Here is a 14565-nt window from a genome sequence, read left to right as displayed (position 1 = left end):
AGTCCAATGCCGCATCAACAGTTTCCCCGGTCTGAGGAGCCCCATGAGCAACGCCCACCTGTTTACATCTGAATCAGTTTCCATGGGTCATCCTGACAAGGTCTCCGACCAGATCTCCGATGCCATCCTTGACGCGATGCTCGCGGACGATCCATACTCGCGCGTCGCGTGTGAAACGCTGGTCGCAACCGGGCTTGTTGTGGTCGCTGGCGAAGTGACAACACGCACCTATGTGGATATACCTGAGGTCGTCCGGCGGACCATCGAAGAGATCGGGTACACCTCGGGCGATATGCGATTTGATGCTGAATCGTGTGCGGTTATGGTTGCGCTGAACAAGCAGTCTCCCGACATCGCACAAGGTGTTGATCGCGAAGGCGCGGGAGATCAGGGAATGATGTTCGGCTTTGCATGTCGCGAGACCGACAGCCTGATGCCTCTGCCTATCGATCTCTCGCACCAACTTGTCGCCCGCCAGGCATCTGTGCGTCGCGACGAAATCATTCCCGGCTTGCGCCCCGACGCGAAGAGCCAGGTGACCGTTGAGTATGAAAACGGCAAGCCAGTCCGCATCGATACCGTTGTGCTGTCAACGCAGCACGATCACACATGGAACGAACGTCAGAAGCAGTTGCACGCTGAGTGTGTCAATCACATCATCAAGCCCGTGCTTGGCGAATGGTGGAATCCCGGTATCAAACTGCACATCAACCCCACGGGGCGATTCGAGATCGGCGGGCCGCACGGCGACGCTGGACTGACCGGGCGCAAGATCATCGTGGATACCTACGGCGGTCGCGGTCGTCACGGCGGTGGTGCGTTCTCGGGCAAAGACCCAACGAAGGTCGATCGTTCCGCAGCGTACATGGCGCGATACATCGCAAAGAATATTGTCGCAGCCGGTTTTGCTGACGAGTGCGAGGTGCAGCTCTCATACGCGATCGGTGTTGCAGAGCCCACCAGCGTCTTCGTTGATGCAAAGGGTGGTGCGAATATTGACCCGCAGAAGTTGAGCCAAGCCGTACGCGATGTGTTCCAGCTCACACCGCGCGGTATCATCGAATCGCTGAAACTGCGCAATCCGATCTACCGCCCCACTGCACGCCATGGGCACTTCGGGCGCGAGCCATACCAGAAGGACGGCAAGTCGTTCTTCACATGGGAGCAGACGGATAAGGTGGAAGCGCTGAAGTCAGCCATGAGCTGAGTCAGCCTGCAGCCCTGTACAGACCATGCTCGATGATGTATGCCAACACCTCCGTCGGCACGGTTGTGACGTGCTCGTGAAGAATATCGATTGTCAGTGAAGGATATTGCTGCCACAGCATTGCTATGGTCTCACGCACGTCAGTTGAACTGGCCGGCTCAATCGGAAGCGGAACAACACGAGATTGCCACACTAGAAGCTGCTCATCTAACCATGCACCCGAACTGCGCATGGCATCAATCAAAGCATTGACAGACGTCACCGGTTCACGCAACATGACCGCTGGCTCTGCGATGTTGATGATGTCTTCGTACTCGCGCCACCTGTGGAACGAGGCAGCCTGATCCGCGCCAAGAAGCAACCGCACAGACACGTCATCGCCAATCTGGATGCGCAGTCGGCGCAACGTATCAACCATGTAGCTGGGAGACGATGACTGAGCATCCTCCGCTCGCTCAATCTCATCGTCCCAGATTGCAACGCGAGCCTTCTCTCCGATCATCTGCTCTATGCCCAGTTCGAGCATGCGCACACGATGATGCGATGGTGTCTGATCGGCATTCCCAATCTTAAACGGCGAGACCGCTGCCGGCACATACAGCACCATGCCATTGCCACCAAAGAGCGATTCGCACGCACGCAAGGGAAGATCAAGATGCGCCTCGTGCGGCGGATCGAAGGTGCCGCCGAAGACGACAACACCGGTCATATGCGGAAATACGCGCACGGGTGAAATACACAGCGTATTCAGATTCGCTTTGTCTGCGTCAACCACCCGTTATCGTAGTGGCACCCTTGTCGCAGGATTAATACGGAGATGCATCATCAACAAACATCAGCGTCTCATCGGGACTGTCTTCCTGCCCCGCGTATTCAGGTAACGGGATTTCACCAAACTGCTGTTGCATCTGATCTAGTGTCAGATTCGAAGCAAGAAGGGCACCCTCACGGGTTGTCACAGTGAATCGCGGACCTTCATCGACATAGATCAGATGCACCTCATGATCTCTGCTGACTAGCGAGCCCGCACTTCCTGACTCCATAGGCTTGAACACTTCTGCATCCGCAGAGGATGGTGTTTGTGTCAGCACCGAAACGAATGCCGCGGTGCCAAGAACGAGAAAACCGAGTCGGGCGCGGTTGATGCGGAAGACACTCGTGTCGTTGAGCGATGTGTTCTGCATGCCAGTATTGTCGGAAAAACGATGGTTCTGCACCAGTCAACTATCGTCTCCAGCACCGAATGCGTAGCAGGTGTGTCGGTTGTGCGAGCCGAATCGATCGATGCATGAGGCGGGGGGATTCTGGTTTTACAGGTGGTTGCTTTCCAAGCCGTTCGTGCTATGATCGGACCCTTGCCGCTTCGGGCTGATTGACGCCTCGATTTGGTGAATGGCCCCATCGTCTAGCCTGGTTAGGACGCCAGGTTTTCATCCTGGTAACAGGGGTTCAAATCCCCTTGGGGTCACTTACACATCGTTCAGATCCTCTGTGCGTCGGAGGATCAATAACGAACGGCAGAACTTCAGACGCAACAGAAGCACCCGGTACTTTCGCCGGGTGTTTTCTTTTTCAGATCGTTATAGGTTGCAACTCAATCTTCCATCTCACGCTGGGTAGATGCCGCTCGTTCGGTCGGACTCCCACACCGTCACACGCTGGAGTGTTGCGCCGCCTGCTTTGACAGGTTCGACAAGAAGCTGATAGCACACCATCGCGATGTGCTCAACAGTCGGGTTGAGGCCCTTGCCGTCGGCAAACTCTTCGGTGTCCGTGTTGAGGTTTCGATGATCGAATCGGGCCAGCACGTGCTTTTCGACGATCTCTTCGAGGATCGGCATCGACAACCTGCGTTCCTCTGGCATCGAGAGATTCACAACAATCTCCGGCTCGAGTTTGTAGTTGTGACCGTGTCCTGACATGTTATTGCACTTGCCAAAGAGGCGCCGGTTCTCTTCGGGGGACAGGGATTCGTTGTGCAATCGATGGCCAGCACAGAACTCGAATGCCTGTCGCATCAACACAATTCCAGGGTCATTCATTGCATACTCCAGACTGAAATACGGTGAAAGTCTCCAGCAGATCTTCTGCAATGAGACAGGCAGTGCATCTGCCAGTTGGCTCGCACATGCTGCAAGCAGGGCTGCTGGATCATGTGTGGGGTGCTCTATGCGGACTCGTGTCAGAGCAGGCACGACCGTAGACCGAGCTGCACGATCAATCGCCTTGATATCAATGAGGTAACCGGTGTCTCTGCCAAGTTCACCTTCGCAAGTGATGTCCAGTTCATGGACACTTCCAAACCCCATGACAGGCGGAAATCCACCATACCCATTATGGAATGCGGATGGGTTCCTCGGCGAGGCATTGATTGCAAACCTGATCGTCCGGCAGAGTGCGTGCATTGCTCAACTTTATTGAGTTCTACCCCGTGCGAACAAGGTGCTAGTGTGATGAGTTGATCAACTATGATCACTCAACTGTAAAAAATGGAGGAACCTCATGAACCACACCGGTTTCCGTCACGTTCTGGCAGCGTGCGCAAGCACAGCATTCATTGCAATCCTCGCTGGGTGCGAGAAAACACCTGCCCAGCCCTCGGTTTCGTCTGATACAGGCACGAAGACGCCAGCAAATGAGGAAACAACCAATGCCGATTCAAATCTGTCACACGAGGAAAACACAACCATGACCGATTCTTCAGCAGCGGTGCTTCCCAACATCCACCAGTTCACAATGACTCGAATTGATGGGCATGAACAACCGCTCTCTGAGTACAAAGGGAAGGTGGTGTTGGTAGTCAATACGGCGAGCGAGTGCGGGCTGACACCTCAATACGAGGGATTACAGGCGTTGTATGAGCAGTACCATGATCAGGGGTTCGAGATCCTTGGATTCCCAGCAAACAACTTTGGTGGCCAGGAGCCGGGCACAGATGCCGAGATTGCAGAGTTTTGCACAGCAAACTACTCGGTGACATTCCCGATGTTCTCAAAGATTGAGGTTATCGGAGATCAGCAACACCCTCTCTATGCCGAACTTTCACGAATTGAAGGCGGTGAACCATCGTGGAACTTCACAAAGTATCTGATTGGGAAGGACGGCTCTGTGCTCGTCAGATTTGATCCGAGAACACCCCCAAACGACAGCGAATTAACGAGCGCTCTTGTTCGTGCTGTGGAAAAATAGATACAACTATAGGCCCTATAATTATTACGATTTTCAATGAATTACATCGGGTTCATTGCCCATCCGATAGGTGTGTGTGAGGAAATGACGAAAATGAGGGCGAATCGGTCAAAGTCGCGAAGTTTCGGCTTGGAGAACCCGCGAAGATGAGGTAGGATTTACAACGAGAAGAGAGATCCGCGCCCAAGATGGGCCGGTGTCAAGGCAATCATCCGGAGACAGATTGAGATGAAAACTGGAACATTCGTCGGTTTTGCTGTGACTGGGCTTGTTGCGACTGTCGCTGTTGCGCAACCCTTTAATCAGCTCAAGTATGACATCAATGAGTTCGAGATGAACATGTACGCTGGTCCGAATGGGACTGGCGCGCAGTACGCAACCATTACGGCTGGTGGTGGTCTGAACTACACCGGTTCTTGGGTTATGACCTTTGATGCCAACACGTTCCTGACCAACAACCAGGTTCGTGGCAACAACCTCCCCCTCGGGTTTGGTCCATTCATGAACGCTGGAACAGCGATTCTGAATGATTTCACAGCCACCCTGAACTTTGTGAATGGTGCTGTTGTCGATGGCAGCTTCTCAGTTAGTGCTGATTCCCTCGGCGGTGGTAGCGATGTCCTTGTTGGCTCATTTGCAAACAATGGCACCTCGAACCTTCAAGGTGCTCCCAATGGACCGTACTTCGTGTTTGGTGATGTGCTTAGCGCGTCGTTCAACGACGATGGTGCAGACAGCATTTACGGCCAGAATGTTGATATTTCAAACTTCATCAACAACGGCAATAACTTCTTCGGCGCGTTTGCTGAGATTCTGGTCGCAGACAATGGCACGCAGGCTGACTTCGACCTGCTCGTGATTGTTCCTGCTCCCGGAACTGCGATGCTGAGCCTAGCTGGTGCAGGCCTGCTGGCTGTTCGCCGTCGCCGATAAAACCGCCTGTTTCAAATATTGTGATTGCCTAATGAGCAAGGACCGAACGGTCCTTGTCTTATTTTTGGGTAGATCAGGCCTGTCCAACCGACAAATCTGATGATCCCGAGCAAAGCTCGCACATTCGTCAGGTTTGTTATAGACCTGACAAGGCGAACAAAGCCTTGAAAAGTCAGAACTTCTGTCTTGCGTCAAGTCAATCTTCGGGTAAAATATGGTGTCATCCGAGCGGCTGGGCTTGGATGTCATCGCACTTGTCCTCTAGAGGGTATGAATCATGAAGATTTGTGGAAAAATGATCGGCGCGACCGCTGTTTTCGCGCTGGCAGCTGCAGCAACGGCCTCGCCGTTCTCTCAGCTGAAGTTTGATATTAACGGCATGGATGTGAACTTCACCAGTGGCGCAAACGGCACAGGTGCCGCGCTCGCTACGGTGAGTTCTGGTGGTGGCTTGAACTTTACAGGTTCGTGGGAGCTGACCTTCGGCAACGCGTTCCTTGTGGGCGGTGGCGCACGCGGTAACAATCTGAGCAGCGGCGCTGGTCCGTTCTCATTCGCGGGTACCGCAACGCTGACAAGCATCACCGGCTTCCTGAACTTCACAAATGGTTCGCTGACAGGCGGCTCATTCGAGTTCGGCGTCTCCAACAACGGTGGCGGAAACGATTTCATTCAGGGTAACTTCTCCAATAGCGGCTCCAGCAACATCACTGGTGCTGTTCCCGGTGGCCCCTGGTTCGTGACCGGACTTGTCATCAACTCTGTCTTCGTCGACAATGATGGAGACACTCAGTTTGGTGATAACATCGATATGGCAAAGTTTGTTGGCCAGATCTTCGGCGGTTCGTTCTCTGAGATCTTCCTCTCAGATAACGGCACCAACGGCGACTTTGACATTATCATCGAGGCCCCTGGCGTCCCAACCCCAATGGCAGCAGCCATGGGTGTGCTCGGACTCGCGGGCATCGGTTCACAGCGCCGTCGTCGCACCGTCTGATACACGAACGTATCCGCTGCCATTGCTCATTCCGGAAGAGTCTGGCAACGAATGTAAAACCCAGCCATACACAGGACCATCGCTTGATGGTCCTGTTTTTTATGGAAACAACTGCTCACCAATGCTCCGAGAACCCCGACAATCTGGCAAGAACAAATTTGTCTGATCTTCGTTCGCGTAGTTTCTGTTGACATGTTTTCCACATCGATCATAATGAATCGTCGAGTCGTTCTGCTCTAAATTGGCGTTGTCGTTATGCAAAGAGTTTCGTCCATTTCTCTCGGTTTCTGTGCGGTGTGTGCTCTTGCACCCCTTGTTTCTGCGTCACCAGTTGATGCAACCTTCAGCGGAGTGGACTATGACACCGGCTACGACGTTCGGGCAGCGTACTACGACGTAGAAGCACCTGCAGTGCCAATGGTGCCTCGACGGACATTCTCTACTGTCTTTGCTGGCCCACGTGCATTTGAACTCGCCGGGCATGCCGTACAGACATACAGCCTTGAGGTGGGTGGCAACACAGGTTCAGGGGCATTTGAACAGGTGTCGCTTGAATCACTGCTTGCTGGTCCAGGTTCTCTTGCTGCCGTCAAAGCGGACGGGCTTGCAGCGCTGGGCAATGCAACAAACCTTGGGTTGTTTGAGGATCGCGCATCTGCTGCAGCATTCCAGGCCATGATCTGGGAAATTGTGCTCGATTATGACGGCACAGAAGAAAGCCTCGATATAGAGGGCACTGGATCTGCGAACTTCATGGCCAGTGGTATTGATGCGGCAATCTTTGAGCAGATGAAACAGCATGTGCTCGCTGGTGTAGATACATCGCGATGCTTCACAGTCTACAAGGCCGATGGTCTTGAGAATCAGATTCTTTTCGACAATCCGAATCCGTCAGTTCCGCTTCCCGGTGTCAGCATACTTGGCATCGCAGGGCTTGCCACAGTCGGTGCGCGTCGCCGCCGTGCTCTGGTTTGATCTCACGCTTCAATCAGTTGGCCCACTCATCTCGTCGCGCACGACTTGCGCTCTTGTTATCTCAATGTAAAGGACCCTCTCGCACTTCTGCAAGTTGGTTTGCATGAGCGCATTTTCTGCAACTCAGATTGATCACCAACAAGCTTCATTCCCACCGTACATCCTGCTCAGTCGATAGGTTCACGAGACGTGCATCTCCTGATCCACGGAAACCACATTCTGCTGAGAGACAACTCCATGAAACAAGCTCGTCAACACACGCGCAAAGCAATCGTCAGCGGACTTGCAGTATCACTGTGCATCCAAACTGTTCAGGCGCAAGAGATCACACCAGAAGACGACTTTGCATCTCGATTGTCCTTCAGCGCAGGGTTCGATGTTGTATCGCAGTACTACTTCCGCGGCATCATCCAGGAGGATCAGGGATTCATCTTCCAACCGTGGGGAGAGTTGGGTATAACGCTGTATGAGTATGACGATGTTTCCTTCGGTGTCTCAACCGGTATGTGGAACAGCTTCCATGGAGACACGAGTACATCGGGCACAGTCGATGACACAACAGAACACTGGTATGAATCCGATCTGTACTTTGGAGCAAACCTTGACTATGGGAAACTGAGCTTTGGCATCACACATCTGTTCTATACGAGCCCTTCCAACGCATTCGGTACAGTTTCGGAGACCGATGTCTCAGTCAGCTATGACGATTCGGGCATGTGGAGTTGCATCTGCGAGGACTTTGCACTCTCACCATCGATCACGCTCGCGTTTGAGTCGGGCGATAATGCCGCAGACGGTGGCGACACGGGTACATACTTTGAGTTCGGAATCGAGCCATCGTTTCCGCTTGAAAGTTCGTGCTTTGACAATCTCACCCTGTCGTTCCCCGCAGCACTCGGTCTGAGTGTAAGTGACTACTACGAGGACACGTCCGGAAGTGATGAGACATTTGGATTCCTGCAGGTCGGCACTTCGCTCTCTCTGAGTCTCCCCGTGCGCAACGAGTATGGCATATGGTCTTTGACAGGTGGTGTGCATGTGCTCATGCTCGGCGATGCGACAAAGGAGATGAACAACGGTGACGGTACAGAGTTCGTTGCGTCTATCGGGATAGGGCTCGAGTACTGACACGTCCGAGGCTTCACGTGCAGGCTTGTCTCAGCATGTCAAACTCGTTCCGTGTATACTCAGCGGATGAGAACCCACACCCAGTCAGTTGTTGCTTCCGTTCTGTCAGTTCCCTGTGTAGCGTTATGCCAGGTTGCAGAGAGCAGTGATGCTCCTGTCTCGCTGGAACACGCCACCGTGGTTCGGCTGTCTGTTGCGCCAGAATCTGAGCGTCTGATGTGGTCTCCAAAGGGCGCAACGGTAGAACTCACGACCAGTGCTGACGGAACAATGCGAGGTCAGTTCAAACTTGGACCAAAGGGCTCGGCTCCGATTCTGGTCTCGCTTTCAAAGTCACGAAAGAGTGGGCATATTGACCGGCTTGCGATTGACTTTGATCGTGATGGAGATCTGAATGACGAAACCGTTCTCACCTGCGAACCAAAGGAGCAACGCGGAAAGATCTGGTCGAGTTTTTCTGCTGAACTGCCGGTGCCGGTCAGTGACCCGTGGGGTAGTGACACATCGATACCTTACAGAATAAATCTGTGGTACGTCTTTGATCCGCTTGAGCCTGACGCCCCCCCACAACTCCGCTGGAGTCGTCGTAGTTTCTTCACTGGAACATGCATGCTCGATGGGGTTGAGACATTTGTTATGGTGTGCGAGCGCGACATGGATGGCGTGATTGACCGGGACGACGCATGGGCCCTCGCCCCGATGGATGAAAAGACGTTGGCACTCGGCAACTCTTCGCGAGCAATTGACGATCATGCGTGGCTCAATACCATGGCGTACAACATTGCTGCGGTTGACGCATCGGGTTTGCTTGCAGTGATTGTCCCCTACGATTCACTTCTCACTCGCGAGCAGGAGGAACATCAACGCGATGCACTTGCTGGCGATCGTGCAGCAACGCGATCGGGTGAGACGGTCAACTTCCTGCACGACTTTGCACAGGCTCAATCGATTGCTCGCGAGCAGAAGAAACTGCTGTTTGTTGACTTTGAAACAGACTGGTGTGGTCCGTGCAAACAGATGGATGCGCTTGTGTACACCGCTGATAATGTGGTCGCTGCTGCTAAGAACGTCGTTGCAGTCAAAGTGGATGGCGATATCTCACGAGATCTTGTGAAGCAGTTTGATATTCGCGGCTACCCAACAATGCTTCTGCTTGATCAACATGGCAAAGAAATGGGCCGCCATGTTGGATATATGGGTGTCACAGACACATCTGCGTTCCTTGCTCGGGCGCAACAGCCTGTCGAGTCCAACTGACACCGGTATGACCCTTCGCATTGCTTGAACTGCACGCCTGTTTTTCTCGAGAACACTCGCGTGAGTCCTCGCTGTTCTGGCCAAGACTGGTCAATCGCTTTGAGGAAGTGAAGTTGTTGTCACGCTTTGATTTTGAGATCGATGAACCAGAAAATGTCTATCTGTGGTCTCTTTCACATGGATATTAACGGAATGTCGAGTTATAAAAGACCTATAATTTCATCGTTTTTATAGCAAATTTAATAAATGTGCGGCATTTAGACGGGCATTATCCCAGGTTTCATGCAATCCACACAGATTCGGGCAGCAAAACCCCAACCTATGGGGTCTGAGGCGTGTATACTGAGGCCCCATGTGATGCGTGGAGAGCATCGCTACGACCATACGTAAGTCCTTGTGGAGGAAGGTGTAAACATGTTGAACACAAGAATCATCGGTGGTGGTGTTGCAGTCGCGATTGCAAGCGCAGCTGTAGCTTCACCGTTCTCTCAGCTGAAGTTTGACATCAATGGCATGGATGTGAACTTCTTTGCTGGCGCCAACGGCACTGGTGCGTCGATCGCAACAGTGAGCGCAGGCGGCGGTCTGAACTTCAGTGGCTCATGGGAGCTGACCTTCGGCAACGCCTTCCTTGTGGGTGGCGGTGTTCGTGGTAACAACCTGAGCAGCGGTGCTGGCCCCTTCAACTTTGCTGGAACAGCAACGTTGACAAGCGCCACTGGTTACCTGAACTTCGCGAATGGCTCGCTCACGGGCGGTACATTCCAGTTCGGTGTTTCGAACAACGGCGGCGGTAGCGACCTGATTCAGGGCACCTTTGCCAACAGCGGCTCCAGTGTGATCACCGGTGCAGTTCCCGGCGGCCCTTGGTTCGTTACAGGCCTTGTCATTAACTCGACCTTCACCGACGGTGATGGCGATTCGAACTTTGGTGACAATGTTGACATCACCAAGTTCATCAACCAGGTCTTTGGTGGCTCGTTCTCCGAGATCTTCCTCTCTGACAACGGCACAAACGGTGACTTCGACCTGATCATTGAAGCACCAACCCCTCCAGGCGTGCCCACCCCCATGGCAGCAACCATGGGTCTTGTCGGCCTCCTGAGCGTTGGCGCTCGCCGTCGCCGCTAATCAGTTTTCTCCACGCTTCTGGTTCACCAGATCCGGAACTGGTGATCACATAGCACTTCATGATGCAGACGAGTCCAATAAATGGGCTCGTCTGTTTTTTTACGCCCCCTTATTTGGATGTGTATGAGGCAAAATAAATCTACTTGAAATACGCCTCCAACCAACTATCCAGTCAAGTTCATCTCATCACAGAGTACGAATATGTAATCTCGTTTCGAAACACTACCGACACACAACAAGAGAATTCCTTCCATTTGTTGATGGGAGCCTTTGTTATGCAAAGAGGAAACAGCACGGATTCATTTGATTGGATTCCACGCGCGGATGCGATCTCAACGCAAACGAGTGGCAAACTCTTCCCAGTTGTTGCGTTGTGGGTGTTGATTGCACTCTGGGGAGCCGGGGTGGCTTCTGGCATGGTGGTCCTTTGGAACTATTCAAGTGCACCAGCATCCCAACGAACACACATCTCGTCCTGGCCGGTTCATTCGAAGATAACACGTCGGGAATCGCAGTCATCTCTCGTCATTTGCGTCCACCCACATTGTCCATGTACTCGTGCAACAGCAGAGGAGCTCGCTCGCATTGCAAGATATGTGAACGACACACTCGACATTATCGTGCTTGTGTATGCGCCAGAGTCGATGCCTGCAGACTGGGAACGAACCTCGCTATGGAATTTGTTCTCTGATATTCCCGGGGTGCATGTTGTTTCAGACTACAACGGCGAGGAGATACAACAATTCGGCGCGAGCACTTCCGGCGAGTGCCTCCTCTTTGACCCATCTGGAAATCTGGTGTTCAGTGGTGGAATTACCGGCGCTCGCGGGCACGTTGGAGATAATGCTGGCAGTGCAAACATCGTTGCATTCAGCAGAGGGCATCAGATCCATACTGCACAAACACCAGTCTTCGGCTGCTCCATTCTAGGAAACCAAAATGAACTTCCAAGTGAAGACTGTGCTCTGGAGTTGACGCGATGATACTGGAACGCGCAAACGACATCTTTGTTTCTCAACGGCTGCGAAACTTTCGTCGGGTTGACCGGCTATTTGCTTATTTTCTGATTGGACAGTTCTTTGCAGGCATCCTGATCGCCGTTTTCCTGTCGCCTTACACATGGTCTGGCACTCTGAAAAGCACCCACATTCACGTATGGACCGCGATTCTGCTTGGAGGATGTATTGTCAGCCTGCCCGTGTTTCTTGCGCTTAGATACCCTGGGCAGACAATAACGAGGCACACAATAGCTGTTGGGCAAATGCTGTACTCCGCATTGCTGATCCATCTCACCGGAGGCCGCATCGAGACCCATTTCCACGTCTTCGGCTCACTTGCGTTCCTTGCCGGGTACCGTGACTGGAAGGTGCTTGTGCCTGCATCAGCAGTTGTCGCTGTTGATCATTTCGCACGAAGTATTCTTTGGCCAGAGTCTGTCTTTGGTGTTCTTGTTGCCAGCCCATGGAGGCCGTTCGAGCATTCATTCTGGGTTCTCTTTGAAGATTGTTTTCTCATTCGATCCTGCATGTTGAGTGTCCGTGACAACAAGGAAATGGCACTTGCACTCGCTGGCGTTGAAACAACCAATCAAGAGATCGAAGAACTTGTCGCCCAGCGTACTGAAGAGCTGAATGAACGACAGAGGCAGCTCGAAGCGGAGATTGTGCGTAGCCAGAAACTTCAGGACGAACTTGTTCATGCTCAAAAAATGGAATCCATTGGACAACTCGCAGCGGGTATCGCTCACGAGATCAACACACCGATCCAGTATATTGGCGACAACACAAGGTTTGCAGCTCAAAGTTATAAAGGGCTATTCAAAATTGTGGACGAGTATGCGAGTCAACTCGACCTGAATGTCGAGGCAAAGAGCTGGAATGAGCGAGCAGCAATCCTGCAGGATCTTCTGAACGAGCTCGATATCGAGTTCCTCAAAGAAGAAATTCCAAGGGCAATGGTACAAACCCTTGAGGGTGTGGAACGCGTGGCCGAGATAGTGCGTGCAATGAAAGACTTTTCACACCCAGGCGGAGAGAAATCACCTGCCGACATTAATAAAGCAATAGAGAGCGCTATTACGGTGTGCAAGAATCGATGGAAGTATGTCGCTGACATGAAACTCGAACTTGATGAATCACTGCCTCCTGTTCCATGTTATGTGAGCGAGCTGAATCAGGTCTTTCTGAACCTTGTCGTCAACGCTGCAGACGCAATCGCTGAAGCAAACAAGGAAGATCCAAACAATGCGGGTGTCATCACCGTCGCTACCCACCATGCGGGCGAGTGGGCAGAGATCCGTATCAGTGATACTGGTGCCGGTATTCCCGAAGATATTCAGCGGAAAGTCTTCGACCCATTCTTTACCACCAAGGCAGTTGGCTCAGGAACGGGGCAGGGGCTGTCTATCTCGCACGATGTCATTGTGAACAAGCATCACGGTGATATTCGATTCAACACGAAAGCAGGTGAGGGAACAACGTTCATTCTCCGACTTCCTCTAACAGAAGCTGCCGCACGTATACGAGGAGAGGCGGCATGAGCGAGCCAAAGACGCGAGTACTCTTTGTTGATGATGAAGAGTTCCTGCTTGATGGGTTGCGCCGATTGCTGCGGCCACATCGCAACGAGTGGGATATGGTCTTCGTAAACTCAGGCGAAAAAGCTCTTGAGTTGATGGCAAGGAATCCGTTTGATGTTGTTGTATCAGATATGCGGATGCCAAGCATGTCCGGCACAGAACTGCTGCAAAGAGTTCAGCAGTTGTACCCCAGCACGGTTCGATTGGTACTCTCAGGACAAGCCGACAAGGACGATATTCTGACTAATGTTGGACCGATTCATCAGTTTATGCAGAAACCCTGCAACCTGAATGTACTTGTCAATGCTGTTAACAGAACATGCGAGTTGGGGCGGTTATTCAAAGACAAGCAGCTCAAATCCATGATCACAGAGCTTGAATCACTCCCCAGTCTGCCTTCGCTTCAGGCAGAACTGCTGTCAAAGCTGAACTCTGAGAACGTATCAACCAAGGACATTGGCGATTCGATCGGTCGCGATCTTGGCATGACCACAAAGATCCTTCAGATGGTGAACTCGTCGTTCTTCGGTTTATCACGTCGTGTGCAAACACCGGCAGAAGCGGTGCTGTTGCTTGGTCTTGATACTGTACGCTCGCTTGTGATTGCAATGCAGGTCTTCTCTCAGATTGCGGGTCCTCCTGTGCGTGGTTTTTGCGAACGGCATTTGTTCGAGCACAGCGTAGAAGTTGCAACAACAGCAAAGCTGATTGCAAAGTGTGAGCGAATGTCGGAGAAAGAAGTCGAGAATGCGTATCTTGCAGGGCTCCTTCACGATGTTGGCAAACTCGTGCTTGCAACGTATAAGCCGAAGCAGTATGCCGAAGTCGTTTCCCTTGTACAGCAAGGTGCGATGACAGAAGCCGAAGCCGAGCGCCAACTCATTGGTGCCACGCATGGCGAAATTGGCGGGTATCTTCTTTGCCTCTGGGCATTTTCGGACTCGATAGTGGACGCTGTCATCTTCCATCATGTGCCGTTACACCATGAAGCAAATACCTTCTCGGAACTGACTGCGGTGCATGTTGCGAATGCACTCGTGAACTCTGGAAAGCCACGTGACGATACAGCAATCGATGGCGTGGACATGGCGTATCTGTCTCGTCTGGGATTATCAAATCGGCTGGCCATGTGGAATGCCATCCCGAGAATCGCTGCGTGATCGGAGAGTG

At 52.5% G+C, this 14565-nt stretch carries 14 protein-coding genes and 1 tRNA gene; 12 read left to right on the top strand and 3 right to left on the bottom strand.

Features of this window, described 5'->3' with window-relative positions; genetic code table 11:
- The first annotated feature begins 43 nt into the window (after window positions 1-43).
- Window positions 44-1207, top strand: coding sequence for a methionine adenosyltransferase (locus H6815_09625; GenBank protein MCB9860696.1), 1164 nt, complete (start codon window positions 44-46; stop codon window positions 1205-1207).
- Between the two features lies 1 nt (window position 1208).
- On the opposite strand, the gene H6815_09620 is transcribed toward H6815_09625, so the two are convergent.
- Together H6815_09620 and H6815_09615 are read right to left on the bottom strand one after the other, a co-directional pair.
- On the bottom strand, window positions 1209-1982 hold the full coding sequence (locus H6815_09620) for a nicotinate-nicotinamide nucleotide adenylyltransferase (protein ID MCB9860695.1): 774 nt from the start codon (window positions 1980-1982) through the stop codon (window positions 1209-1211).
- A 31-nt stretch (window positions 1983-2013) separates the two neighbouring features.
- A complete protein-coding gene (locus tag H6815_09615) occupies window positions 2014-2391 on the bottom strand; it encodes a hypothetical protein (protein MCB9860694.1) in 378 nt (125 codons plus the stop codon).
- Window positions 2392-2601: 210 nt separating this feature from the next.
- Here H6815_09615 and H6815_09610 point away from each other — a divergent pair.
- Window positions 2602-2675 (top strand) — tRNA-Glu (locus tag H6815_09610).
- Window positions 2676-2814: 139 nt separating this feature from the next.
- Here H6815_09610 and H6815_09605 read toward each other — a convergent pair.
- Window positions 2815-3612, bottom strand: a complete 798-nt coding sequence (locus tag H6815_09605; protein ID MCB9860693.1) for a 6-carboxytetrahydropterin synthase — start codon at window positions 3610-3612, stop codon at window positions 2815-2817.
- Between the two features lie 283 nt (window positions 3613-3895).
- On the opposite strand from H6815_09605, the gene H6815_09600 reads away from it, so the two are divergent.
- The 10 genes from H6815_09600 to H6815_09555 all read left to right on the top strand — a co-directional run bounded on the left by H6815_09600 (window position 3896) and on the right by H6815_09555 (window position 14555).
- On the top strand, window positions 3896-4396 hold the full coding sequence (locus H6815_09600) for a glutathione peroxidase (protein ID MCB9860692.1): 501 nt from the start codon (window positions 3896-3898) through the stop codon (window positions 4394-4396).
- Between the two features lie 228 nt (window positions 4397-4624).
- Window positions 4625-5329, top strand: a complete 705-nt coding sequence (locus H6815_09595) for a hypothetical protein (protein MCB9860691.1) — start codon at window positions 4625-4627, stop codon at window positions 5327-5329.
- 277 nt (window positions 5330-5606) lie between these two features.
- Window positions 5607-6326, top strand: coding sequence for a hypothetical protein (locus tag H6815_09590; protein MCB9860690.1), 720 nt, complete (start codon window positions 5607-5609; stop codon window positions 6324-6326).
- 351 nt (window positions 6327-6677) lie between these two features.
- Window positions 6678-7301, top strand: coding sequence for a hypothetical protein (locus H6815_09585; protein ID MCB9860689.1), 624 nt, complete (start codon window positions 6678-6680; stop codon window positions 7299-7301).
- A gap of 237 nt (window positions 7302-7538) precedes the next feature.
- Window positions 7539-8429 (top strand): hypothetical protein, encoded by an 891-nt coding sequence (locus H6815_09580; protein ID MCB9860688.1) that lies wholly within the window; start codon window positions 7539-7541, stop codon window positions 8427-8429.
- A gap of 66 nt (window positions 8430-8495) precedes the next feature.
- Window positions 8496-9686, top strand: coding sequence for a thioredoxin family protein (locus H6815_09575; protein MCB9860687.1), 1191 nt, complete (start codon window positions 8496-8498; stop codon window positions 9684-9686).
- 414 nt (window positions 9687-10100) lie between these two features.
- Window positions 10101-10817 (top strand): hypothetical protein, encoded by a 717-nt coding sequence (locus H6815_09570; protein MCB9860686.1) that lies wholly within the window; start codon window positions 10101-10103, stop codon window positions 10815-10817.
- Window positions 10818-11413: 596 nt separating this feature from the next.
- A complete protein-coding gene (locus H6815_09565) occupies window positions 11414-11800 on the top strand; it encodes a hypothetical protein (GenBank protein ID MCB9860685.1) in 387 nt (128 codons plus the stop codon).
- Entirely contained in the window at window positions 11797-13356 is a 1560-nt protein-coding gene (locus tag H6815_09560) for a hypothetical protein (GenBank protein MCB9860684.1), read from the top strand. The genes H6815_09565 and H6815_09560 overlap by 4 nt, the downstream gene beginning before the upstream one ends.
- Window positions 13353-14555 (top strand): HDOD domain-containing protein, encoded by a 1203-nt coding sequence (locus tag H6815_09555; GenBank protein MCB9860683.1) that lies wholly within the window; start codon window positions 13353-13355, stop codon window positions 14553-14555. Before H6815_09560 ends, H6815_09555 begins: the two co-directional genes overlap by 4 nt.
- The last annotated feature ends 10 nt before the right edge of the window (window positions 14556-14565 follow it).

This window comes from Phycisphaeraceae bacterium (assembly GCA_020639155.1).
Taxonomy (GTDB): domain Bacteria; phylum Planctomycetota; class Phycisphaerae; order Phycisphaerales; family UBA1924; genus JACKHF01.
This window is presented reverse-complemented; position numbering and strand designations above follow the sequence as displayed.

What these genes read in the sequence shown, in the direction of transcription:
- H6815_09625 (MCB9860696.1), top strand. Translation starts at nt 44, where the DNA reads ATGAGCAACGCCCACCTGTTTACATCTGAATCAGTTTCCATGGGTCAT.
- H6815_09615 (MCB9860694.1), bottom strand. Translation starts at nt 2,391, where the DNA reads ATGCAGAACACATCGCTCAACGACACGAGTGTCTTCCGCATCAACCGC.
- H6815_09605 (MCB9860693.1), bottom strand. Translation starts at nt 3,612, where the DNA reads ATGCACGCACTCTGCCGGACGATCAGGTTTGCAATCAATGCCTCGCCG.
- H6815_09600 (MCB9860692.1), top strand. Translation starts at nt 3,896, where the DNA reads ATGACCGATTCTTCAGCAGCGGTGCTTCCCAACATCCACCAGTTCACA.
- H6815_09595 (MCB9860691.1), top strand. Translation starts at nt 4,625, where the DNA reads ATGAAAACTGGAACATTCGTCGGTTTTGCTGTGACTGGGCTTGTTGCG.
- H6815_09590 (MCB9860690.1), top strand. Translation starts at nt 5,607, where the DNA reads ATGAAGATTTGTGGAAAAATGATCGGCGCGACCGCTGTTTTCGCGCTG.
- H6815_09580 (MCB9860688.1), top strand. Translation starts at nt 7,539, where the DNA reads ATGAAACAAGCTCGTCAACACACGCGCAAAGCAATCGTCAGCGGACTT.
- H6815_09575 (MCB9860687.1), top strand. Translation starts at nt 8,496, where the DNA reads ATGAGAACCCACACCCAGTCAGTTGTTGCTTCCGTTCTGTCAGTTCCC.
- H6815_09570 (MCB9860686.1), top strand. Translation starts at nt 10,101, where the DNA reads ATGTTGAACACAAGAATCATCGGTGGTGGTGTTGCAGTCGCGATTGCA.
- H6815_09560 (MCB9860684.1), top strand. Translation starts at nt 11,797, where the DNA reads ATGATACTGGAACGCGCAAACGACATCTTTGTTTCTCAACGGCTGCGA.
- H6815_09555 (MCB9860683.1), top strand. Translation starts at nt 13,353, where the DNA reads ATGAGCGAGCCAAAGACGCGAGTACTCTTTGTTGATGATGAAGAGTTC.